This is a genomic window from Paenibacillus sp. 2RAB27 (assembly GCF_052115445.1).
GTDB lineage: Bacteria > Bacillota > Bacilli > Paenibacillales > NBRC-103111 > Paenibacillus_E.
Genome location: NZ_JBFRGR010000047.1, coordinates 13327 through 36835 on the forward strand (window position 1 = coordinate 13327; position 23509 = coordinate 36835).

Genomic DNA, 23509 nt, shown 5'->3' on the forward strand with positions numbered 1-23509 from the left:
AAATTTATTTTGCGAAGGGATGTAGAGATATGCTTAGAAAAAAAGCAATCATTCTCACGATTACCGCCATTTTGTTGAATTTGTTCGTTTTACCTGCTATTCAGGCCGAATCCGGATTACCGGAAACGGCCTTCTATGTGGCCACAGATGGAAGCGATTCCAATGCGGGCGGGATCGATGAGCCTTTTCGAACGCTAGAGAAGGCTAGAGATGCCGTTCGTCAGTTGAAGAGCACTTCGGGCTTGCTGGATGGCGGTGTGACCGTTTATTTGCGTGGCGGCACGTATAATCGAACATCCAGCTTCCAGATCGAGCAGCAGGACTCCGGTACGGCTGACAGTCCGATCATATACAAAGCCTATCCGAACGAGAAGGTAAGTCTGTCCGGCGGTCAATCGCTCGATAAGAGTTGGTTTACGCAAGTTACCAATTCGGCGATCCTGCAGCGGATCATAAGTACCGACGCTCGTACCAAGGTGCTGCAGGTTGATCTGAGCAGTCACGGCATTTTGGATTACGGCGTGATGAGCCGACATGGTTACTATAAGGCCAACGATGTCAGTCAGGTTCCACCTATGGAGCTGTACGTAGCAGGCGAGGGGATGACACTTGCGCGCTGGCCGAATAGCGGTACGGTGCAAATGGGTGACATCATCGATGTTGGTCCGACACGTAAGGATGCTGATTTGCAGGATCGAGGAGGAACGTTCAGTTACACGTACGACCGGCCGCAATACTGGACGAATGCTGACGACATTTGGCTGGATGGGATTTTCGGTTACAGCTGGGAATGGTCTTACAACAAAGTAGCTTCGATCGATACAGTGAATAAGCAGATTACATTGCGCTACGGCGAAATGAGCGGCTTGTTCAAGAACTGGTATCCGGATTTCCATTTCGCGCAAAATTTGCTCGAGGAGATCGATAAGCCCGGCGAATATTACATTGACCGTACGCAGGGCGTCTTGTATTTTTTGCCGACGGCATCGTTTGAAACGGAGCATCCCGAGATTACCGTTACGATGTTGAAAACACCGATGATAAATTCAGTAGGGGCATCCTATGTCACGTTCGAAGATCTGACTTTGGAGAATGGGCGCGATTCGGCTGTGGTGATTATGGGTGGAGATCATGTGCTGCTATCGCACTGCGAAATCCGCAACTTTACAAACGGCGGCGTGCAGATTAATACGCCTAGCCGTTGGCTATACAATGATTTTGCGACAGCCACGGGGGTGAATCACGGAATAACGAGCAGTCACATCCATCATATCGGAGGGACGGCAGTCACTTTGAACGGAGGCAGCCGTGTCACGCTTGCGCCTGGTAACAACTATGTGGAAAACTCGCATATCCACGATTTCGCTTATTATCATAAGGCGTACAATCCAAGTGTCATTCTGACTGGTGTGGGTAACCGTGTATCGCACAATGAAATTCATGATGCGCCGCATCCTGGCATTCTGATCTTCGGCAATGACCACCTAGTGGCGTACAACAATATTTATGATGTATGCAAAATGTTCTCCGATCTCGGGGCCATCTATATGAACGCAGGCGAGACACCGCAACAGCGGGGAACCGTCATTCGGGGAAATTATTTCCACAACATTGGTGAATCCAAAGCTGGTGTAGAAGGTGTTTATCCAGACAATTTCACAATGGGGCTGACGATTGAAGATAATATCTTTTACAAAATGGGCAACTCCGCAGTTAAAAATAACGGTGGGGCACACATCAAGACCCGGAATAATCTGTTTATCGATAGTGAAGTACCTTATGATTATGCCGACATTTATCTAGGAGATGCACCAGATAAGCAGATCCCGAAGAACTACATGCCGAAATGGCAGACGTTGTTTGCCCAAAATAATAATTTTGTAGGGACGCCATATTTGGTCAAATATCCGGAGCTCGCAGACTTCTTTACGGAAAATCGGTACTATCCGACTACGAATACCTTAGAGAATAATGTGATCTATAATCCTACCAGGGCTCGCAGCAGCATCACCAATGCCCAAGGGGCGTACGATAAGTTTAATTTGTTGCAGTATGCGAACAACTGGGTGACGAACAGCGATCCTGGCTTTGTAAATCTGGCCGCTGGTGATCTCAATTTGAAAAGCGACTCCGCAGTGTTCCAGCAAATTCCCGGCTTCCATCCGATTCCTTTTGACGACATAGGGATTATCGGAAAAGCAGGACCGTATCTGGCGCCAGATGCCATTCCAGTAGAAGGTGTTCGGGCTTACGACGCAAATGTGATGATTGGAATCGGCAAAACATATGAGCTGCATACGGCCGTTTTACCGTGGGATGCAACGAATCCAAAGCTGCTCTATACATCCAGCGATCCTAGCGTGGTCAAAGTAGACAGCAAAGGAATGCTTAAGGGGGTGGGCATCGGGCAAGCCGTCATCACAGTCACTTCAGCAGAAAATCCGCTGCTTCAGGATGAAGTCATGATTGACGTCGAGATCGGGGACGGTATTTATGAATATACCGATTTCGAGACAGGGCGAAACAGCTGGCCGGTGGATCCGAATCGGTCGGTCATCGATATAGGCGGCAACCATATGTATAAAGTGCTGAAAGGTGCGACGGCGGTATCGCCGAACGAATATACCAACTACGAACTAACATTCAAGATGAAGACACCGCCAACGATGCCAAGTCTAGGCACGATTTATTTCTTCGACAGGCTAGGTTCGAACGGCGGGGGCCGTGTTGGCTACCGCAAGGTGGAGGACGGCACGTCCAAGTGGCTTCTCTATAATAAGGCCTGGGGGACCGTCAAGGAAGTGAACTTGCCATACACAGATTTAGCGCCGGATACCGAGTACAGCGTCAAGCTACTTGTAAAAGGTGCTGAAATCAGCCTCTATGTGGGTGGCGTGCTGAAGCTGAAGGCGACGGATGCGACATACAATCCATCTGGTACGGTCGGCTTTTATGCAGGCGGCTTCGACTACCTGCTGTTCGATGACATCAAGCTGTCCGTGCCGACTACGAAGGTTGCTGGGCTGCTGCTAGATCGAACCAGCGCGAATATCGGAGCGGATGAACAACTGAAGCTGCAGGTGAGCTTTGATCCTTCAGATAGCGTTAATCACAATGTTATATGGACATCGAGCAATCCGAGCGTAGCCGTTGTCGATGCAAACGGCTTGGTTACCGCCGTCGGATCAGGTGAGACGGATATTACCGTGACGTCGGTCGAAACACCTGAAGCGTCAGCGACTAGCCATATCATCGTGTCGGACATTCTGCTGAAGACGGATTTTGAATCCGGCGGAGGCGGCTGGCCAGTGGATCCGAATCGTAGCATTATCACGGTGAACGGCAATCATAAGTACCGGCTTTTGAAAGGCGCGTCAGCCACATCTCCTCGTTCGTTTACGAACTACGATTTGACGTTCAAAATGAAGACCCCGGCCACCATTCCGAGCGCAGCGACGTTATATATATTTGATCGCTTGGTCTCCGGCAGCGGTGACCGAATCGGATACCGGAAGACGGTGGACGGGGCGTCGCAATGGATTCTTTATAATGGTTCGTGGGCGACTGTGAAACAGTCCAGCCTGAACTATGAGGACTTGGCTCCGAATACGGAGTATACCTTTGAGCTGATCGTGAACGGCGCGGATATCTCCCTATTCGTCAATGGGGTGCTCAAATTAAAAGCTTCCGATCCTGCGCACAATTTGACAGGAACGATTGGCTTCTATGCAGGTGGTTTCGATAATCTGCTCTTTGACGACATCGTGGTTACGCAGCTTCGTGTGCCGATAACGGAAGCATCGATCTCTCCTGCCCAACCGGATGGAACAAATAACTGGTACGTGCATCCGGTTACGATTCAGTTAGGTCGGGGGGAACGATCATCCACGCTGGCACAAACTAACTATAGTTTGGATGGCGGAGCGACTTGGCAGCCCTATCTGATGCCGATCGTGATCAATACGGATGGCATCCACACTATTTCTTATCGTTCTACCGATCAAGCGGGGAACGAGGAAGTCGTACAAACGGTCAGAGTTCAACTGGATATGACGGCTCCCAGTATAACCGTTTCCACACCGAGCGTGAATCAGGCATTGAAGAACAGTGAAGTGCTTATACCTCAATTTATTGTGACCGATTCCTTGTCTGGTGTAGATCAGTCGAAGACAAAAATATGGCTAGATGAGCAGCAAGTAAATGAAGGAGACCAGATTCCCCTATACACGCTCCCTCTAGGGATGCATGCGCTCATCGTGACGGGGGTTGATGCAGTCGGGAACGAAGGGAGTCACACGGTCACATTCCAAACCTATGCAGACATCGATTCGCTACAAGCGCTAATTAGACAGTTTACGGCGATGTCATGGATTGATAATAAGGGAATCGCAAACAGTTTGGTAGTAAAGCTGCAGCAAAACAAATTGGATGCGTTTATTCATGAAGTGGAAGCACAAAGGGGCAAGCATATCACATCAGCTGCAGCTCAGATATTCCTAAGGGATGCGAGTGACTTGCAGATGACGTTGAACCAAAAAGGAGAATTCCATGATTTCGTTTCATCAGTTGAGAGAGGCGATATTAGCCATTCAAGAAAGACCGACGACCCTAACGTCTGGGGGCCTTGACACCAGCGAGAAGAAGGGAGCTGCTGGAAGCCCCACATCTAGCAGGATTGCTTAAGGAAATACATCAGGAAGCGGAGAKGGCCAGGCGTGAGCCTGTTCCTCTCCTGTCTTTCACGGATTTTCAAACATTTCATTCGGCAGGAACTCGCAAGGAATTTGAAAAGCCGTATTTTGAACGCAGAGGACGCTTGCTTGCTCTTGCATTGTCGATGGCTCTAGATGACAGCGATGTATATAAGATGACATTGGAAAATCTGATCTGGGAAATATGTAATGAGTATGCCTGGGCTGTACCGGCGCATCTACCAGATACGATAGATAAAGTGTTGACGGCACGTGTCCMTCCGAACCGCTATGTGGACTTGTTCGCGGCTGAAACGGCGCATGCTTTGGCGGAAGTGCTATATCTTTTAGAGGACCGTTTGAATGATTGGGTCTCGCACCGAGTGAAGCAAGAAATCGAGCAGCGTGTATTCCAGCCTGTGTTCGAAAGTGCTCACCATTTCATATGGACCTCAAAGACGAACAACTGGTCAGCCGTATGTAGTGGTGCTGTCGGTATGGCGGCGCTGTTATTAATCGATGACCGGGAACGACTTGCTGGCATGCAGGACCGGGTTGTGAGCGCCATGGATAGCTTTCTTGCGGGATATGGGGATGATGGCTGCTGTCCGGAGGGGCTCGCATACTGGAGGTACGGTTTTGGGTATTTTGTCTATTGGGCTGAGATGCTTTACGAGTTTACTAACGGATCGATTGATTTGCTGAAGCAGGACAAAATTAAGCGGATTGCCGAATTCCCGGCAGCCGTAGCACTCAGCGATACTTCCTGCATCAATTATTCCGATTGCAGGCCAACCTTCAGACCGGCTACTGGACTAATCAGTCGTTTGTGCCGCAGACTTGGGATCGCTCCGCCGAAAATGACGTGTGTGCCTTCGTTTCATGAAGATCATTGCTACCGTTGGCCGTTTACTTCCCGCAATATAATGTGGACAGAGACCGAATGGCTGCATGTTCCAGGAGCAGAGGGGACCTTTTACTTTGCCAGTACGGATTGGTTGGTGGATAAATGCGAAACCTCGAAGGGCTTGCTTGCCTTTTCCGCTAAAGGAGGTCATAACAACGAGCCTCACAACCATAACGACCTCKGGCATTTTATTCTCCATACCGAGGGCGATACGCTGTTGGCAGATCTCGGAATGGGGGTATATACCCGCGAATATTTCGGGAAAGAACGCTATGACCACCTGCATGCCTCATCTGGGGGTCACTCGGTTCCTATCATCAATGGAGAGCAGCAGGCTGCCGGTGAAGCATATAGGGCAATCGTTACGAAAAATGATATGAATGATGGAGCTGTCAGGTTTGAACTCGATTTGACGCAAGCTTATAGACCGGAGGCGCGAATCCGCTTTTTCCAACGGTCCTTCGAGTGGAAGGTCTGCCAAGATGAAGCCAGAGCAGAGCTAACGCTAACGGATCATTTTGTATTCGATGAGGGAACAGGTGAGGCAGAACGGAGCTTAACGGAGCATTTCATCTCTTTCCACAAGCCTGTTATCAGAGGTGGAGAGGTAACCTGGCTGGGTGAGAAGGGGAGCGTCGTTTTACGATTTGAACCGTCGCTGCTGTCAGCGCATGTAGAAACAGTAGAAATACCATGTCGTGATTCGCATCCAGTGACGGTATATCGATTACAACTCCACGCTAGGCAGTTGGCCCAAGTGTATACGTGCAGGTTAGTCTTATCGTGCTGTATACATTGAACCCTTTCACTTAAGCGTTGCACATAATTACGGAATAGAAAGGAAGAGAACGCATGCGATTTCGTCAGGTGCATCTTGATTTTCACACCTCGGAAGCAATAACGCCGATTGGAGCACGTTTTGATAAGCGGCAGTTTCAGGAAATGCTTAAGCTAGGCCATGTGGATTCCGTTACGATTTTCTCCAAATGCCATCACGGCTGGGCTTACCATCCGTCAGAGGCGAACGAGATCCATCCTGGACTGAGCTTCGATTTGCTTGCCGCCATGATTGAAGCTGCACATGAGATTAACGTGAAAACACCTGTATACCTATCAGCTGGCTTGGATGAGAAGCTGGCACGACGACACCCAGAATGGCTCATCCGTGATGAGAACGACCAAACGAATTGGGTCAAAGGCTTTATGCTGCCGGGCTATCACCAATTGTGCTTAAACTCTCCCTATCTAGACATCCTGATCGACCAGATCCGGGAAGTCGTATCCCGTTATGATCTGGATGGTCTGTTCTTCGATATAGTAGGGATACGCAAATGCTACTGTCATAGCTGTGTTGAGAGCGTGCGCGAGGAAGGTCAGGATCCACGGGATGAGAAGGCTATGCGAAAGATATGGGAGAAAACGTATGCGAATTATACGGCGAGGGTGAAGGAAACGATTATATCGATCAAGCCAGGGCTGCCGATCTTCCACAATGGCGGACACATCGCACGAGGTCGACGCGATCTGATTAGTATGAACACACATTTAGAACTGGAGTCGCTGCCGACGGGTGGTTGGGGCTATGATCACTTCCCGCTGTCTTCTAGATACGCGCAAACGCTTGGCGTCGATTTTCTCGGTATGACGGGGAAATTCCATACGTCTTGGGGAGAATTCGGCGGCTATAAGCACCCGAACGCACTCCGTTACGAAACTGCGCTCAGCATGGCCAATGGTGCCCGCTGCTCGATTGGCGATCAGCTTCATCCTGACGGTTATATGGATGAAGCGACTTACGCACTGATTGGCGCGGCTTATCGCGAGGTCGAGGCCAAAGAGGCATGGTGCGTAAGGGCTAAGAATATTGCCGATGTTGCGCTGTTAACGTTGGAAGCAACCGGCTTGCATCCGAAGGCGAATGTGGCCAAGTCGGATTCCGACGCAGGGGCCGTCCGCATGCTGCTTGAAGGCAAATTCCTGTTCGATGTCATCGATCAGGAGAACGATTTTACAGCATATAAGGTGCTAATATTACCAGATTACGTAGCGGTGGATGATAAGCTTCAGAGCAAATTGGAGCAATTTTTACTGCAGGGCGGCAAAATTCTTGCGACAGGCTGGTCCTGCCTTGATCCGGAGGGCACCCGATTTACAATCGATCTCGGGGTGCGATATGTAGGGACAAATCCATATCGCCCTGACTATTTCCGCCCTCTGTTCAATCTTGGAACCTGTAGAGAAGCCTCCTACATTTTCTATTCACAAGGACAGCGAATCGAGCTGTCGGGCGGAACCGAGCTTGCACACCGTGAAGATCCCTATTTTAACCGCGATCTGTTTACATTCTGTTCGCACCAACATACGCCAAGCAGCTATGCATATGGAGGACCAGGTATGGTGGAAAGCGAGAGAAGTGTGTATATCGCTTGGAATATCTTTGAAGATTACGCGACCAAAGGCAGCCTCATATTGAAAGAAGCGGTCCTGCATGCGTTGGATCGATTACTCCCTGACAAGACGCTGCAAACCAATCTTCCGGCGCAAGGCATCGTCACCCTGCAAGATCAAAAAGAAGAGAATCGTCTGATTAATCACTTGCTGTACGCAACCCCAATCCGCCGAGGGAAAAACATCGAAGTCATCGAGGATATGGTTCCCATCTATGACGTCCAGGTTTCCGTTCGTACATCCAGACAAGTGAAGAACGTATATATGGCACCACAGATGGTCTCGCTCACCTTTAGGTACGAGGAGCAAACGGTCTCCTACACAGTACCTAAGTTGGAGTGCCACCAGATGGTTGTTATCGAGTATGAATGTTCCACGGAAGAAGAACAGGTTCATTAGGACCTGTTCTTCTTTCTGCTCATACGGCGATCCATTCAACCGACAAGTGACCAATAGGCACCTGAACACATACATTGGTTAAGAGTTGGAAGGGAGTGGCCGGAGCATGCCTGCAATTATTAATGGTGGAATCAAAATCCTCAATGTCGCACAGGGTTCCAATGTCCAGATTGGCGATACTTTGGCAATTAACCTTACCAGCAGTTCCAAAATCTTTGCAGGAGCCAACTCGTTTTCGCCAGGGGATAGCTTTGGAAGTGTTCAGAATGTACTCAATGGAAGTACCAATACAGTGGATCCTGATGTTGTGGATACGCCAAATAACACGATTTAATTGATGATTTTCTATTTCCACAAATTGGACGATTGTTGAGTAGAGATTAACGGTCCTAAAGTGATAGGGGGCTGCGAAGGATATACGGAACGCGAATCCATTTTAGGGGATAGAGAAGCTTGTTAAAACGAAAAGTGATTCGGATATATATCGGAAATATGATGTGGTTCCTTCCAGTTCTAATTTTGATCATGGGGGTCAATCCTTCTGTCGCAGGCAGTTTTTGGTGGAAGGCGCTGGGTTTTCTACTCTTTGCTGGCATTGTTGTCGTATGTATCAGTTCTTGGCTTCAGGTGCATCGTGAACAACGTGAACTTGATAAAAAGCGGCTCGATTATGAGTCTGTTGTATACCGTCAATTCTAATAAGACTGACTGACCGTCGATGCGATACGCATGGGCGGTTTTTTCGTACACCTAAAGATCGTATCCGTTTTTCGATAATAAATAGATGTCAGCAGGTAGGGGGATGTATTACACTAGTAAGTACGATTCTCAGGAAAGACTTGGCACAATTCAGGAGGCCATCTATAGATGAAGCATCGACAAGTGCTACAGTACATTAATCAGCATTTTAAAGTGAAATTAATTTTGACACTGTCGATCATCATCATTCTTTGTTCCCTCATTACTGGGTACATTTCGTATCGCATTTATTTGAATTTGTTTGAAAGTGAGATCAGTAAGCAGTATTTAACGACCAGTGAGCAGACGATGGAGCAAATTGGCTTTAAAATCCAAGATATGTATCGGATTACCGATTTTATTATTTTTCACCCCCGCGTAGAGCAAATTGTGCAAGGGATTCGTGCGGAACCACCAGAGGGCGAGACAAAAGCCTATCGCAGATTTATTTTGGAACGTGAATTGTCGGAAATTTTGTTGCCATTGAAAAATGAAACACCGCAAATACGTGCGTTATATATCGTGGATTTGGAAGGGAATAATTACTATTTCAGTCATACGAATCCGTCGATGCAGATAACGTTTCCTGACTTTTACAATAAGGTGAAGTCGGGTGTGAACCAGAGCTCAGCAGAGATCGTGTGGCAGCGATTAAATATTCCGGATTCCTCCGATCCTTCGGGGAAGAAAAGCAATCTGGTCGCAACCCGCTTGCTCAAATCGACGAAGCAGCAAGCGGCTTACGGGACGCTGGTCATGATTATTGATGAGTCTTTTCTGACAAGCCCTTTAGACAAACTGATGGCTGGCAGGACGACGGGAGCGTATATTTTCGACCAATATAATAAATTGCTGTATAGTCGAGCGCCGGAGGGCAGGGCTGGGATTATTCCCGCATGGGAAAATCAGGAGCGGTCTTTTATCGAGAGGAATGAAAATGAAGATTATTTGTTTGTGAAAAGCACCTATGAAGCCCGATCTTTCAAACTTGTTAGTGGTATTTCCTTGGCGGATATCGAGGAAAAGGGCAGGATGGTGTATCAGGTTGCTGTCATTTCTGGGCTCGTCAGTGTTCTGTTGATGGCGGTCTGTGTCTCCATTTTCAGTGGTAGGATGTTAAAACCTTTACACGGATTAGTGTCTGCCATGCATCAATTGCGCAGAGGTAATTTGGAGGTTGAAATTCCCAAAACGTCGAATGATGAGTTTGCTTTTCTAGCGGAAAGTTTCAATCGGATGGTCGAGAACATTCAATCGTTGATTAAGGAAGTGTATGTCAGCAAGCTAAGTGAACAGGAAGCGGAGCTTAAGGCGCTGCAGGCTCAGTTGAATCCACATTTTTTATACAACGCTCTGAATTCGATATATTGGAAAATCATGCTCCTGTACGACGATGTGGAGACGGCTTCCTTGGTAACAAGCTTATCTGATTTATTGCGGTATTCATTGGAATCGGTCTCTACGCCAAGTACATTGCAGGAAGAGCTTACGCAGATTCGCAATTATATGACGATCCAAGAGGCTCGGCACGGTGAAGGGCTGCACGTTTCCATTGAAGCAGAGGAAGAGTTATTGGCTTGTGGCATGCAGAGGTTGATCCTTCAACCGTTAGTTGAGAATGTCTTCGTTCACGCGTTTCGTGATCAGCCGGATAACAAGCGGTTATGGATTCGCGCTTTCCGCCAAGGTGCTGATTTACTAATTGAAATCGAGGATAATGGGAGCGGCATCGATGAGGGGACGTATGTACGTCTGACGAAAGAGCTGTCGGTGTATGATCATCAGAGGGAACGGGAGAGTATTGGTGTTCGAAATGTTGTACGTCGTATTTACTTGGTCTATGGCGATCCCTATCGCTTAGAAATCGAACGTTTGCCGCAGGGCACGCGGATGCGTTTGATTTTACCGTGTGAACAGATGATGTCTTTCGAAGGGGGAAAGGTGGATGAACCACATCTTATTAGTTGAGGATGAGCCATTATTTCGCAAAGGGTTAGCCAAAATGATTACGGGCTCTGAAACCAACTGGCATGTCTGCGGTGAGGCAGAAAACGGGCAGGAGGCAGAAATCCTCATAGCTGAGAGGCTGCCGGATCTCGTCATAACGGACATTCGCATGCCATTAATGGATGGCTTAGAGCTGCTGAAACGGAGTAAGCTCAAGTTCCCGCATATCGAGTTCATCGTCATAACAGGATTTCAGGATTTTCAGTATGCACAAGCTGCATTGCGTTACGGTGCCATGGATTTGCTCATTAAACCTTGTGGGAAACAGGATATTTATGATGCGTTAGATAAAGCTGAGGTTCGAGTATTGGAGAAGCAAGCGAATCTGCGCAAAGCGGAAACGGAGCACGCCCTATTACTGGAGAACACGTTGAGGGGGCTCTTGTTGCGCTTTCCCTATCGAGCAGAATTAGCAGCGGAGTTAGAGATAAGCTTAGCTAATTGCCAATTGATCTTATTCCAGATCACGGACTTCATGCCGTCACACAAAATGTATACGAAGCGGGATATGCCGTTACTGCAGTTTGCGGTGCTAAATATGATCGGCGAATGGCTCGATATGTATCACTTGAAAGGAAAGTTGTTATTGATCGAAAATGGGCAGTTTGCCTTGCTTTGTCAGGATTCGTTCGAGGAGAAGCTTGTATGTGAAGCGGCTTGTGAAACGGTGGAACGGTTACTTGGCTTACAGATGTCCTCTTATTGTGCAGGGGCAGCAGCAGGCGTACAGGATCTTGCCGATCTATATGAGGCGGGGCGCAGCATGTTGGGCGCAACAATGATTGCGGCACAGGACAAAAACGATGTACAGGTCGATAAACAGTTATCGACGAATCGTGCGCAGCAGCAGCTTATTAGTACGCAAACGATTGCGTTTATTTTAGCAGGGCAAATCGAGCAGATGAAGCTGTATCTAGCCCAATTGATGAAGGACATCTATGGATTGTCCATAGAAAATGGGAAAGTGGAGGCTTTGTCGTTCAGTTTTGCTTTACAGGAAACGGCACGCAAGCAGTTTGAGATGGCGTATGACCCGCAGTTATTGACAGAGCGAATCGCGCTGCTGCACGCCTGTGGCACGAACGACGAGGTGTCCCAGTGGACGGGCATGGAATTAGACCGCTTTATGAGCAGTTTTACGGCGTGGCAGGAAAAGTACAGTGAAAATGTCGTGTGGAAGGCAGCACGATACATGGAGGAGCATTATGCGGAGCAGTTGCCACTTCAATTGGTGGCCTCGCAGGTGCATTTGAATGCAACGTATTTCAGTCATCTGTTCAAAAAAGAAACAGGGCGCAGCTTTGTTGATTATTTAATTGAACTGCGGATGGAGAAAGCGAAGGGCCTACTGGCTAACACGGATATGAAAATCACCGAGGTGTCGGGCGTCGTCGGGTACGATTTACCGAACTATTTTGCCAAATTATTCAAGCAAACAACAGGCCTATCGCCGAAGGATTACCGCAAGATGGTTCGACCTGATCCGATAAGCAACGTGCGGAATTGAGTATTACTTCATAGCGTCCCCTGTTTAGTGAAAATAATGTACTAGACTAGCAGAGCGTATCGTCCCTTATTGTATTGTTGGATTCTTGACATGTGGAACATTTTGTTCTCTGAAGTCTCTGGCTAAAATCAAAAACGCGCTGAACCAATGTGGTTTTGCGCGTTTTGCCGGGACGAAATACGGTGTCAGGACGGAATGTTCATAGCGGTCTGAATGTTTTTGAGATCGAGCTGAATTTGCTCTGGCATATGGTAGGGATGGTATAGGCCTCGCTGCATCATGTAGATTGATATTTTTTCATGGGAGTCTATGGCTTCGTCGAGCTGTTTCATCAAAATTTGCTTGAGTTCGGGGGTGGCACATTCGGTCACGGCCATTGCGCAGTTTCTGACTCCACTCTTGGCGTTCATCAAAAAATCCATAGCGATCACGTCATCGGTCAGCGTATGAAGGCCTGTCATGTGTTCTAATATTGTATTCATGCTTTATCTCCTATTGGGTCATTTTAGTTAGCACTCCACCGAGCTCCTGAAGCTGCTGCTGTGATAATTGCACGTCTTCCTGCAAAATTTGCATCAGCTCCGGGTCGGTTACCAGAATTTGCATGGCTTTGGATTTGGTCATGCAAATCGTCTTGAACGCAGCCATTTCATGAACCTCCAGCATCTCATGCAAAGCGTAATTGGAATTCATTCGAATTGTCCTCCCATGTATCTATCCATATTCAAGGTTTTAAGATGACTTTGATGCAATCGTCCGTTTTCGTATCGAACACTTCATAGCCGCGCTTGGCCTCGCTGAGCGGAATGACGTGCGTAACAATGTCTCCTGGGTCCACTTTGCCTGATGTAACCAACTCGTACATATACGGCATGTAGTGAATGACTGGAGCCTGTCCGGAACGGATATTCACGTTGCGCTGCATGATGTCGCCGAGCGGGAATCCGTTATAGCGTCCGCCGTATACCCCAGTGACTTGGATGGTCCCGCCTTTACGGACAGCCTGGGACGCAATGATAAATGCGCTCATGGTGCCGCCTTGCAGTTTCATACCGCTGGCTAGAAATTCGAGATCGCTCATCTTGCCGTCCATTCCTACGGCATCAATCACGACATCGGCGCCGCCTTTGGTCATTTCTTTGAGATTGTTGCCGATATTCTTATCCTGTTCGAAGTTTACGATTTCCACATTATTCGTTCGCTTCGCATGCTGTAAGCGGTAATCGACATAGTCGACAGCTATGACCCGCTTTGCTCCTTTCAGCCAGCAGAATTTCTGAGCCAGAAGTCCGACCGGACCGCAGCCGAGCACGATGACCGTATCTCCATTCTTTACGCCGGCGTTATCTACGCTCCAGAATGCCGTCGTCATGGCATCGGCGATCAAGCTTAGCTTTTCGTCCGGTTGTTCGCAGCTCTCGGGAATCTTGAAGTGGGTAAAATTTGCGAACGGGACTCGTAAATACTCGGCTTGCCCGCCAGGGTATCCACCAGTCGTTCCGGAGTAGCCGAAATATGCGCCCATATCCCCATGTTCGTTTGAATTGTCACATTGGCTTTCCAGCTGATTTTTGCAAAAAAAGCATTCTCCGCATGCAATGTTGAATGGGATGATCACACGGTCGCCTTTCTTTACCTTTGTCACGCCTGGGCCTACCTCTTCTACGATCCCCATCGGTTCATGCCCGATGACATAGTTCTCCTGAAGGTTAGGGATCATCCCGTGAATAAGGTGAAGGTCGGAACCGCAAATAGCGCTACTGGTGATCTTTACGATCATATCGTCCGGTTTCTCAATCTTCGGATCCGGCACCTCTTTGACCACGACATTTTTAATCCCTTGATAAGTTACCGCCTTCATGCTTTATGTCCTCCAATATGTTGATCTGGGATCCGATCAAACATCCCTTTACGCGACGTATCATCCGGGAATAAATTCATCTGCCCGATCATCACCGTATTTTTCGCCGAAAGCTGGTCGAGTTGGTACTGTTCGTTCAGCTCGTAGGGATGGAACCATTTTTTACGAATCATGAGCTCCGTAATTTCTTGGTGCATGACAATCCCCTGCTTAAGATGATTGTGCAGCAGCGCTCTTACATCAGGAGAAGCCGTTTCCGTCAAGGCGATGGACAAATTTCTCACACCCTCCTTGGCACGAAGAAGGAAGTCCATTGCAAAAGTCATATCTGCCATTTCCGGCATATTTAATGAATTAATCGGGTCTAAATAATCGGTATTCATTTACGTTCCCCTTTAATGAGTTATAGGTGTCGGGCTATTCGGAACAGGCGCTTGGAAAGGAGCTCTTGCGTAGATTGCTTGCAGCTCGGCGATCTGTTGAGTGGATTGAATTACGTCTTTCTGCATTAACGCTTTTAGTTCTTGGTCAAAGACCAAGCCTTGCATAAGTTTTGACTTAGCGAGGCAGAGCGTTTTAAAGTTTAACGCTTCATGCAATTCCATCGATTCGTGAAGCGCTAGGGTTGGCGTATTCATGAGAAATTATCACCTCCTTTTTCATCAACTTAGATTCTCCCACGCATCGATTCTTATACTAAAATTGATTGCCGGAAATGTGGGATCCGGATATTTCCATACAGTCGCAGGAATATAAACAAATTCTCAACCGCATACTTATTACTGTTTAAATTCATGATCTTTGCTCAAGGGAGGACTTGCTTTGCCCAATGAAAACAAAATTGATCTAGCAACCGAAAATGCAAGAAAACCGGCAGAAGGTGCACTTAATTCGAGCGGCAATATGCTGGAGCAGCATGCATCTAAAGCGGTTTCTGAGGCGCAAACCGCTTTAAATCAGGCAATAAGCTCGATAAGTGAATCTAATGCGGCAACAAATTCACTTGCTTTGGAGACGGCCCGGCAGCAATTGACCCAAGCAGAGGAATTTTTAGATCAAGCGCAAACTTCAGCGAACGCGTTACGTTTACCGGACCAACAATAAAACGGTCTTGGTGCAAATAGGTTTGGCAGAGATTCTCTTTCTTTTACGGATAGACGCGGAGAGGAGAGTCACCTTCAGAAGGCTTCGGCTTGTGCCGAAGCTTTTTGTTGTGCTCGGACATTTTCAAAAAAATTAATCGAATCCGTTAGAAGATGGCGACGACTTCAACATCCACTTTTAGAAAAAGAATCGTTAAGAGCCAGGCATTAGAAAAAGTTTTAAACATATATAGGTAATATCCGTTCAAATATGTTGKGGAGGATATYATAAAACTATGTTACCTATGGAAGAATATTTCGGTAAGTTAGAACTCGTTTATTCATTTTATGGGGCTATGCCTACAGGCGTGAGTGTATCAGAAACCGGGCGTATCTTCATTTGCTTTCCGAAATGGGGAGATGACGTTAGATTTACGGTAGCGGAAATTGTGGAGGGTCGATTGCAGCCTTATCCTAATTTAGAAACAAATACGATAAACCCTTTGAATATCACGATGTCCTTCATCAGTGTCCAAAGTGTAATTGCGGATGGAAGGGGAACCCTGTGGGTACTGGATACGGCAGCACCAAATTTTTCTGAGCCTATTAAAGGAGGGGCGAAATTAGTCGCTGTAGATTTAAATACAAATGCAATAAGTAAAGTATATACGTTTGGAGAAGATGTAGTCTTGCCGACAACGTATCTGAATGATGTTCGATTTGATTTTCGTATTGGTAAATCCGGATATGCCTATATAACGGATTCTTCTTCGAACGGTCCAGGCGCTATTATAGTCGTAAATTTAGAAAATGGAAATGCGTTTAGACGGTTAAATGGAGCAAATTCAACTTCACCCGATCCGTATTTTTTACCGAAAGTGGAAGGGAAAATTTTGATGAATCGAAATAGGGATGGTTCGACATCTCCCTTTCGATTGGCCTCTGATGGTATAGCGATTTCCCCTGATGGAAAAATGTTATTTTTTTGTCCATTAACCAGTCGTCATCTATACTCGATCTCAACAGAAGCCCTAAGAGACAGAACGATACCGGATTTGAATTTACGTGATCACGTGCAGTATTGGGGAGAAAAAGGTGCTTCTGATGGATTGATAACCGATGCAAAAGGAAACGTTTACGCTGGAGACTATGAAAACGATAGTATTCGAAAGATATTGCCGAATGGAATAATGGAAACCATCGCACATGATCCGAGAATTTTATGGCCCGATACTTTTTCTATTGGTCCGGATCAACACTTATATGTTATTGTGAACCAATTACATCGGCAGGCAAGATTTCATTATGGAAAAGACATGCGGCAAAAACCTTATAGTTTACTTCGTATAAAAATTGATGAATTACCTGCTCCTACCTTTTGATAAATATATCACTTTACAAAGTTGACTCAAGTTGCACCGATATGGATGTTGCTACGTTCCCGCTAATCGTGTAGCCTAACATTTTATTTTCTTTCTAGTCCCCATCGTCTGGGTTAGATGATGGGGGCGTTTTTTTTCTACACCACGCCAAAATCTAAAAATCGTATCCGTTTTCCCATAAATCGTAGATGTCGTACCGTCCCAATTTTCTTACAATTAACTACATAATGGTATGATAAACACAATGACAACGAGAGGGGGAAGCACTCTGCGTAATCCAATCCAACGAGCTCGCCTTCCAATATTGATGACCACTGTGGTGATCATATCCATTATGACAGGCTGCTCTACCCATACGAAGAATGCACAAGAATCCGATGCGCAGAAGTCTGCGAAACGGGGCAAGATTACAGTCACGATTTATGATCGTGGCAACATCCCTTCCGGCCAAGGAACGATTGAAAACAATCTGATGACGAAATGGATTAATCAAGCAGGTCCCGTGGATGTCACCTTCATTCCTTTACCACGGACGCAGTCTGATCAGAAGCTGAACACGCTATTCGCAGGTGGAGGCGCACCTGATCTCATTCTGGAATATGCGCCGCATGTCAAGAACCCGTTGATCGATCAGGGGCAACTTCGTCCGATCGACGATATGATTGAGAGATACAGCACGACGTACAAGGCCCTCTTGACGAAATTTCCAGCATTGCGTAAAGCAGGGTTGGGTACGGATGGCAAGTTGTATCAATTCGGCCGTATTAACGAAACAATTCCTCAGCGCGGCATTTTTATTCGCAAGGATTGGCTCAGGAAATTGAATCTGGACATTCCGCAAACCACCGAAGAGATGTATCTGGTTGCCAAAGCTTTTACCGAGCAAGATCCCGATGGAAATGGGAAAAAGGATACCTATGGCCTCGCCCTTGCCAATAATACGGTCGCTACACTAAACGAAATGTTCGGTGTCACGTATCCGAATTTCGTTGTTCTGGGCAACGAGCTCATTCATGGGTGGGACAATATGCAGGCTGTAACAGCTTTCAAGAAAAGGCTGTACAATGAAGGATTGGTTGACAAGGATTTTTTTGTCGATAAGAACGGGTCTAAGGCAAAGCAGGATTTCTTGAATGGGAAAATTGGCATTTATATGGATCAGTTTAATGTCCCGATTACCTTTTATAACGACTTCTATGTGGGTCTGAAAAAGAGTGTGCCAGACGCAGAGCTGGCTATTATGCCCTATCCGACAACCCCTGTGGGACGCTTTAATCCGATTTTCGTCAACCCGATCCAAATGACGGGTGTTGTAAATGCTGAAGCGAAGGATGCTGAAGCGGTTATGAAATATGTGGATTTCGCAGCTTCAGAGACGTTTATGAAAACGATGTACTACGGGTTCGAAGGCGTGCACAGTAAGACACTGCCAGGTCAATGCCCGCAGGTGACGGACTTGAATAAATGGCAGAAGGAATTCAACTATGCGTCAGGCGATTTCGGGATGTTAGCCTCACCAACACTTGCCGGTAAATGTTACTTCGGTGTGGAGAAAATGGATACGAAAGACCCTTTGCAGCAGGAAGTTAAGAAGATGTTCGATGCGAATTCTTCCTTCATCGATTTTAATTTGCAGATGGCAGGACCCACGCATTCCGAGCAAATGCCTCAGCTGCCGAAAGATCTTCAGCAAATTCTTACAGATACGATGAAGCAAGTGGATGTAGGGGATGGCGACATCTGGATGAAGGCCATTTTGACACCGAATTATTCGCCAGAGCAAGCGAAGAAGGATGCCATTGCCGTTTGGGAGAAGGCGGGAGGCGCACAAGTGGACGCTTGGTACAAAGCCTTTTATGAGAAGGACAAGGATACGATTATTTTGAGCAAAGATATCTATGATATTTTCAAGCAACAACGTGCGCTTCAGAACAAATGAGAGGCGTACCTGACACTCAGTTAGGTGGTGACGAATCGGTATGGCATCTGAGACGGCTAGGAGTAAGACGCAGCTCGCATTGCGCTATATCAATAAGAAGAAATATTTGTACATCCTGTTGATTCCAGCTGTTGTGTACTTTCTCATTTTCAATTATGTGCCGATGTACGGCATTATCATTGCGTTCAAGGATTTCAACTTCTCCAAGGGGATTGTCGGAAGTCCCTGGATTGGCTTCGAGAATTTCCGATACATGTTCGGGCTCAGTGATTTCTACACCGTGTTCTGGAACTCGTTGTACTTAAGTTTTCTGCGACTTGTATTTGGATTTCCGTTCCCCATTCTACTGGCTTTACTGCTCAATGAGATGCGTAACCGCACCTATCAACGCATTACGCAGACGATCATCTATCTGCCGCATTTTATTTCTTGGGTGGTCATTGGGGGTATTCTGGTCAACTTCTTATCCCCGTCATGGGGCGTCGTGAATATTTTCTTGAAGCAGTTTGGCTTTGAACCGGTGTTCTTCCTGGCGGATACGAATTATTTCCGACCTTTGGTGATCCTCAGCAGCATGTGGAAAGAATCGGGTTGGGAAAGCATTTTGTACTTAGCCGCGATGGTAGGGATCAATACGGAACTGTATGAGGCGGCTAGTATCGATGGTGCGAACCGCTTCCAAAGAATCCTAAATGTCACGCTGCCAGGGATCAAATCGACGATTATTATCCTGCTGATTCTAAGGCTGGGTCATATTATGGGCAATGGCTTTGAACAGATTTTTGTATTGCAAAATCCGTTGAACCTCAGTGTTTCCGAAGTGTTTGAGACCTATGTGTATCGCGTCGGGTTGATTGGCGGAAGGTTCTCTTTCGGTACAACCGTTGGGCTGTTCACCTCTGTGATTGGGCTGATATTCCTGCTAGCCAGCAACCAGATCGCAAAGTGGATGAAAGAAGATGGGATTTGGTAAGAGGAGGTTACATTTGTGGGTATTCGATCGTTTGGCGATAAAGTTTTTGATGGTTTGAATTATGGCATTGTGACGCTGTTCGCAATCGTTTGCTTATTTCCATTCTTCTATGTGGCTGCATTCTCGATTACACCGTACTCTGAGTATTTGGCGAATCCCTTGAAGCTCATCCCCTATCACATTGAGCTAGCGGCGTACAAACAGATTTTGCAGATGCCGCTCATGTGGACCGGGTATAAGAATACGCTGATCATCACGATCATAGGCGTAGCACTCAATATATTCCTGCTCCTGATTTCAGCTTATCCGCTATCCAAAACGGATTTAAAGGGCAGAAACATCATTATGATTCTCATTACCTTCACGATGTTCTTCAATGGTGGGTTGATTCCTAACTTTTACTTAATCAAAACGTTGCATATATACAACACTTTATGGGCGATGATTTTACCTGGCGTCTTGGGCGCCTACAACTTGATCTTAATGAAGAACTTTGTAAGCGCTATACCAGCGAGCTTGGAGGAATCGGCTTTTATCGATGGGGCCAATGAAATCAAGGTTTTGTATAAAATTATCGTGCCACTTTCTAAGCCTGCTATTGCGACCTTCGTTATTTTCCATGCGGTGACGCAGTGGAACACGTTCTTCTCAGCGATTATATACACCTCCAAGCGGAGTTTGTGGCCATTGATGTTGATTTTGCGGGAGATGGTCGTCGATGATGGCGGTATTGCCAAAGATGCCATGGATATGAACAACAGCGGTATTACGGTTTTTACGATTAAAATGGCGATCATCATTTTTGCGACACTCCCGATTCTGCTTGTGTATCCTTTCCTACAAAAGTATTTCATGAAGGGTGTACTGGTTGGTTCGATTAAAGGGTAATTTCATCATTTCGCAAGGGTAAGCCTCGATTAAATCTGCTATTTCGCAGTTTAATAATAGCGATACATAAAGGAGATGTTGGTATTGAAAGGGTCAGTCAAAAGCATCGCAAGCAGTCTCATTTGCATCGGGTTATTGTCTTCCATCGTTATGGCTTGTAGTTCTACCACGGATACGCCGGCTAGCACAACTGCTGCATCGACAGCACCAGGAGCAAGCACAGCGTCAGCAGCACCAGTCAAAGCAGCACCTGTCAGTATCAAAATGTTTAACCGGGTCAATGCGAACGTGGTCATTGATAACAATCCCGTGATTGCAGAGGCTGAGAAGTTGGCCAATGTGAAGCTATCTGTCGAGGCACCTCCAATTAACAACTATGTCGAGAAACTTCAGGTACTGATGGCATCCGGCGATCTGCCAGATCTAGTGTACAACTGGGGTGGGGCTGACGCGAATCTGGAGAAATGGTCTAAGGATGGTCTACTGACGCCGCTTGATGACAAGATTGCGAAATATCCGAATTTGACGAAAAACATTACGAAAGAAATGTGGGACGCTGTTAAATCCATCAACGATGGGAAAACGTACATTATTCCTAGAACGAATGTTGTGAATCACTGGGGGTACATGGTCAACCAGCAATGGCTGAATAAGTTGAATTTGAAAGCGCCAACAACATTAGATGAGTTTACGAATGTGTGTAAAGCTTTTACCAATAATGACCCAGATGGCAATGGTAAAGCCGATACCTACTGTCTGAGCTTGTCCAATCCTAGCCTTGGCAGCAACACGGTGTGGAATTCCACCTTCTTCTTAGCTTCTGCTTTTAATCTTCCGATCATCAATGGCGTCAAAGATACCGATGGTGCTTATAAAATCAGAGAGAAAATGTCCGGCTATATTCCTTTCTTGACGTATTTGAAAGGCTTAAATGAACAAAAACTCATCGATCCTGAGTACCTGATTAACAAGATTTATGTGGATCAAGAGAAGCTGAATCAGAATCGCGTCGGTATCATTTATTCTCATCAGTACGCGGTTATGGCCAACTTATCCAAGGATAAGGAATCTGACAAAAAGTACTCGTATCAACCTGTATTAAAAGATAGCAAGGGTGTAGCCATGGATCTCGTTACGCCGGCAGTGTGGGGCGGCTGGATGATTCCGAAATCGTCCAAAAATGTGGATGGGGTGTTGAAATTCCTAGATTGGGGCAATACAACAGAAGCGAACACATTGTTCCAATTAGGTACGAAAGGGTTAACGTTTGACAGCTATGATCCTGCCACCAAAAATATTTCTCGTACGGCAGAACAAGCAACCAAACTTGCTTCCACAACAAGCACGTATATGACGCTTGCTAACGCGATTGATGGCAACCCAGCTATTATCGAGGGTGCAGATACAGTAGACAGATTGAATACGTACAAAGCGCAATTGGATGCTGCGATGAAGCAAATGACTGTAGTAAACGTGCCTGCCGTTCGCTCACCTAAAATCTTGAACCTGAATACAACAATTCCGGATCTAGTGAAGAAAAAAGACGATCAAGAATTGAAATACTTGATGGGCACTCTTACTCTTCAGCAGTTTAAGGAGTTCTTGGAGAAAGAATGGTATCCAGCTACAGCGGATGCAGAGAAAGAATATGTCGATTACATGAATAAGTTAGGTAAATAAAAAAGTGAAGTACCCTGACAATATGCTGTCAGGGTACTTGTTTTATAATAAGGGTATAACTGGAAATAAGGATAATACCAATTGAAGGAGTGAATGTTAAATGACACAAACGGCTGAACGCATGTATGACTATCATGTATGGGCGAATCAAACGCTGATCAAGAGGTTGAAGGAGCTTCCACAAGAGGTGTACCGCCAAGAAGTTCAGAGTGTGTTTCCGACGGTATCGAAAGTGATTGCTCATATCTACCTGACAGATCGCGTTTGGTTAGACATACTTGGAGGTAGGAATATGAAGGCGGCAATGGAAGCCTCTTGGCCGATAACCGAAGCAACAGAGAGCAAAAGCTTGGAGGAACTAGAGGACATGTATACCGAGTTGTCGCTGCGATTTAAGGAATTTTTGAAGGAGCAGCCTAACTTGGAAAAGAAAATTATGCTCGATAATCCCTATGCAGGCGTAAGGGATACCAGTTTGGCTGAAATGGTCCTACAGGTTGTGAATCACGCAACGTACCATCGGGGGAATGTCACGGCCATGCTGCGCCAAATGGGTCATGCTTCCGTTATGACGGAATACGCGTTGTTCTGGTATGCGGGGGCAGAGCAGCTAGCTTAAACGCGTCGAAGCTACACTTCACGAGAATGATCACTTGCCCATGTGTGTGCTACCATGTTCAGAAGCTTCAAGTCTAGAAGCTGCACCGCGTGCGCTCCCCCCACCATCCGCAAATTAGATGGATTTTCTGATGTTAATTTGAGTGAAATCAGTTGAAAAATTGGTTTAGATGGATTATATGTAGCTAATTTTGGGGGAATCCTATGAGTTGGCGAAAAGTGGGGATATTAACTGTAGTACGGTTCGGCCCCTTAATTATGGAGTCTATCTGCTGAATACTTGCTTTCTCGCAGTTTCTCATTTTTCGTATTCAACCTTTTTTAAAGGGTAATCTCCACTACCCCTAATTTATTTGCCTTCCAGGCCTCATGATATCGGCTTGGACTCA

The 23509-nt window shown here is 46.4% G+C and carries 19 protein-coding genes; 14 read left to right on the forward strand and 5 right to left on the reverse strand.

Annotated elements, in window-relative coordinates; translation table 11 throughout:
* Positions 1 to 29 precede the first annotated feature (29 nt).
* The 7 genes from AB4114_RS32415 to AB4114_RS32445 all read left to right on the forward strand — a co-directional run bounded on the left by AB4114_RS32415 (position 30) and on the right by AB4114_RS32445 (position 12697).
* Positions 30 to 4628: an Ig-like domain-containing protein gene (locus AB4114_RS32415; protein ID WP_441992110.1), complete on the forward strand. Its 4599-nt coding sequence runs from the start codon at positions 30 to 32 to the stop codon at positions 4626 to 4628.
* Positions 4625 to 6397 carry a hypothetical protein gene (locus AB4114_RS32420; protein WP_441992111.1) on the forward strand — a complete coding sequence of 591 codons (1773 nt, stop codon included), beginning with the start codon at positions 4625 to 4627 and terminating at the stop codon, positions 6395 to 6397. Before AB4114_RS32415 ends, AB4114_RS32420 begins: the two co-directional genes overlap by 4 nt.
* Positions 6398 to 6450: 53 nt before the next feature.
* Positions 6451 to 8445 carry a beta-galactosidase trimerization domain-containing protein gene (locus AB4114_RS32425; RefSeq protein ID WP_441992112.1) on the forward strand — a complete coding sequence of 665 codons (1995 nt, stop codon included), beginning with the start codon at positions 6451 to 6453 and terminating at the stop codon, positions 8443 to 8445.
* A 106-nt stretch (positions 8446 to 8551) separates the two neighbouring features.
* Positions 8552 to 8779 (forward strand): spore germination protein, encoded by a 228-nt coding sequence (locus tag AB4114_RS32430; RefSeq protein WP_057309976.1) that lies wholly within the window; start codon positions 8552 to 8554, stop codon positions 8777 to 8779.
* Between the two features lie 119 nt (positions 8780 to 8898).
* Positions 8899 to 9144: a hypothetical protein gene (locus AB4114_RS32435; protein ID WP_171633072.1), complete on the forward strand. Its 246-nt coding sequence runs from the start codon at positions 8899 to 8901 to the stop codon at positions 9142 to 9144.
* A 168-nt stretch (positions 9145 to 9312) separates the two neighbouring features.
* Positions 9313 to 11151, forward strand: a complete 1839-nt coding sequence (locus tag AB4114_RS32440) for a cache domain-containing sensor histidine kinase (RefSeq protein WP_441992113.1) — start codon at positions 9313 to 9315, stop codon at positions 11149 to 11151.
* On the forward strand, positions 11129 to 12697 hold the full coding sequence (locus AB4114_RS32445; RefSeq protein WP_441992114.1) for a response regulator transcription factor: 1569 nt from the start codon (positions 11129 to 11131) through the stop codon (positions 12695 to 12697). The genes AB4114_RS32440 and AB4114_RS32445 overlap by 23 nt, the downstream gene beginning before the upstream one ends.
* Positions 12698 to 12882: 185 nt before the next feature.
* On the opposite strand, the gene AB4114_RS32450 is transcribed toward AB4114_RS32445, so the two are convergent.
* Genes AB4114_RS32450 through AB4114_RS32470 form a run of 5 tightly spaced genes read right to left on the reverse strand, consistent with a single transcriptional unit; the run spans position 12883 to position 15196 of the window.
* Positions 12883 to 13179, reverse strand: coding sequence for a spore coat protein (locus AB4114_RS32450; RefSeq protein ID WP_441992115.1), 297 nt, complete (start codon positions 13177 to 13179; stop codon positions 12883 to 12885).
* 10 nt (positions 13180 to 13189) lie between these two features.
* Positions 13190 to 13390, reverse strand: a complete 201-nt coding sequence (locus tag AB4114_RS32455; RefSeq protein WP_441992116.1) for a hypothetical protein — start codon at positions 13388 to 13390, stop codon at positions 13190 to 13192.
* Positions 13391 to 13421: 31 nt separating this feature from the next.
* Entirely contained in the window at positions 13422 to 14558 is a 1137-nt protein-coding gene (locus AB4114_RS32460) for a zinc-dependent alcohol dehydrogenase (RefSeq protein ID WP_441992117.1), read from the reverse strand.
* Positions 14555 to 14941 (reverse strand): spore coat protein, encoded by a 387-nt coding sequence (locus AB4114_RS32465; RefSeq protein WP_441992118.1) that lies wholly within the window; start codon positions 14939 to 14941, stop codon positions 14555 to 14557. Before AB4114_RS32465 ends, AB4114_RS32460 begins: the two co-directional genes overlap by 4 nt.
* 12 nt (positions 14942 to 14953) lie before the next feature.
* Positions 14954 to 15196: a hypothetical protein gene (locus tag AB4114_RS32470; RefSeq protein WP_028556487.1), complete on the reverse strand. Its 243-nt coding sequence runs from the start codon at positions 15194 to 15196 to the stop codon at positions 14954 to 14956.
* A 184-nt stretch (positions 15197 to 15380) separates the two neighbouring features.
* Between AB4114_RS32470 and AB4114_RS32475 the strand changes: the two genes are divergently transcribed.
* The 7 genes from AB4114_RS32475 (at position 15381) to AB4114_RS32505 (ending at position 23121) form a co-directional block, all read left to right on the forward strand.
* Positions 15381 to 15662: a hypothetical protein gene (locus tag AB4114_RS32475; protein WP_441992119.1), complete on the forward strand. Its 282-nt coding sequence runs from the start codon at positions 15381 to 15383 to the stop codon at positions 15660 to 15662.
* A gap of 274 nt (positions 15663 to 15936) precedes the next feature.
* The gene (locus tag AB4114_RS32480) at positions 15937 to 17022 is read left to right on the forward strand and encodes an L-dopachrome tautomerase-related protein (protein WP_441992120.1); all 1086 of its coding nucleotides are present in this window, start codon (positions 15937 to 15939) and stop codon (positions 17020 to 17022) included.
* 319 nt (positions 17023 to 17341) lie between these two features.
* The gene (locus AB4114_RS32485; protein ID WP_441992121.1) at positions 17342 to 18961 is read left to right on the forward strand and encodes an extracellular solute-binding protein; all 1620 of its coding nucleotides are present in this window, start codon (positions 17342 to 17344) and stop codon (positions 18959 to 18961) included.
* A 40-nt stretch (positions 18962 to 19001) separates the two neighbouring features.
* Positions 19002 to 19934, forward strand: coding sequence for an ABC transporter permease (locus AB4114_RS32490; protein ID WP_441992122.1), 933 nt, complete (start codon positions 19002 to 19004; stop codon positions 19932 to 19934).
* Positions 19935 to 19949: 15 nt separating this feature from the next.
* The gene (locus tag AB4114_RS32495) at positions 19950 to 20822 is read left to right on the forward strand and encodes a carbohydrate ABC transporter permease (protein WP_216626213.1); all 873 of its coding nucleotides are present in this window, start codon (positions 19950 to 19952) and stop codon (positions 20820 to 20822) included.
* A gap of 84 nt (positions 20823 to 20906) precedes the next feature.
* Positions 20907 to 22502, forward strand: a complete 1596-nt coding sequence (locus tag AB4114_RS32500; protein ID WP_441992123.1) for an extracellular solute-binding protein — start codon at positions 20907 to 20909, stop codon at positions 22500 to 22502.
* Positions 22503 to 22602: 100 nt separating this feature from the next.
* The gene (locus AB4114_RS32505) at positions 22603 to 23121 is read left to right on the forward strand and encodes a DinB family protein (RefSeq protein WP_441992124.1); all 519 of its coding nucleotides are present in this window, start codon (positions 22603 to 22605) and stop codon (positions 23119 to 23121) included.
* Positions 23122 to 23509 lie beyond the last annotated feature (388 nt).

Bases quoted from the DNA above. Each gene is read 5' to 3' on its own strand.
- AB4114_RS32455 (WP_441992116.1), bottom strand. From the start codon at position 13,390: ATGAATTCCAATTACGCTTTGCATGAGATGCTGGAGGTTCATGAAATG.
- AB4114_RS32480 (WP_441992120.1), top strand. From the start codon at position 15,937: ATGTTACCTATGGAAGAATATTTCGGTAAGTTAGAACTCGTTTATTCA.
- AB4114_RS32505 (WP_441992124.1), top strand. From the start codon at position 22,603: ATGACACAAACGGCTGAACGCATGTATGACTATCATGTATGGGCGAAT.
- AB4114_RS32450 (WP_441992115.1), bottom strand. From the start codon at position 13,179: ATGAATACAATATTAGAACACATGACAGGCCTTCATACGCTGACCGAT.
- AB4114_RS32470 (WP_028556487.1), bottom strand. From the start codon at position 15,196: ATGAATACGCCAACCCTAGCGCTTCACGAATCGATGGAATTGCATGAA.
- AB4114_RS32465 (WP_441992118.1), bottom strand. From the start codon at position 14,941: ATGAATACCGATTATTTAGACCCGATTAATTCATTAAATATGCCGGAA.
- AB4114_RS32460 (WP_441992117.1), bottom strand. From the start codon at position 14,558: ATGAAGGCGGTAACTTATCAAGGGATTAAAAATGTCGTGGTCAAAGAG.
- AB4114_RS32490 (WP_441992122.1), top strand. From the start codon at position 19,002: ATGGCATCTGAGACGGCTAGGAGTAAGACGCAGCTCGCATTGCGCTAT.
- AB4114_RS32445 (WP_441992114.1), top strand. From the start codon at position 11,129: ATGAACCACATCTTATTAGTTGAGGATGAGCCATTATTTCGCAAAGGG.
- AB4114_RS32415 (WP_441992110.1), top strand. From the start codon at position 30: ATGCTTAGAAAAAAAGCAATCATTCTCACGATTACCGCCATTTTGTTG.
- AB4114_RS32425 (WP_441992112.1), top strand. From the start codon at position 6,451: ATGCGATTTCGTCAGGTGCATCTTGATTTTCACACCTCGGAAGCAATA.
- AB4114_RS32440 (WP_441992113.1), top strand. From the start codon at position 9,313: ATGAAGCATCGACAAGTGCTACAGTACATTAATCAGCATTTTAAAGTG.
- AB4114_RS32430 (WP_057309976.1), top strand. From the start codon at position 8,552: ATGCCTGCAATTATTAATGGTGGAATCAAAATCCTCAATGTCGCACAG.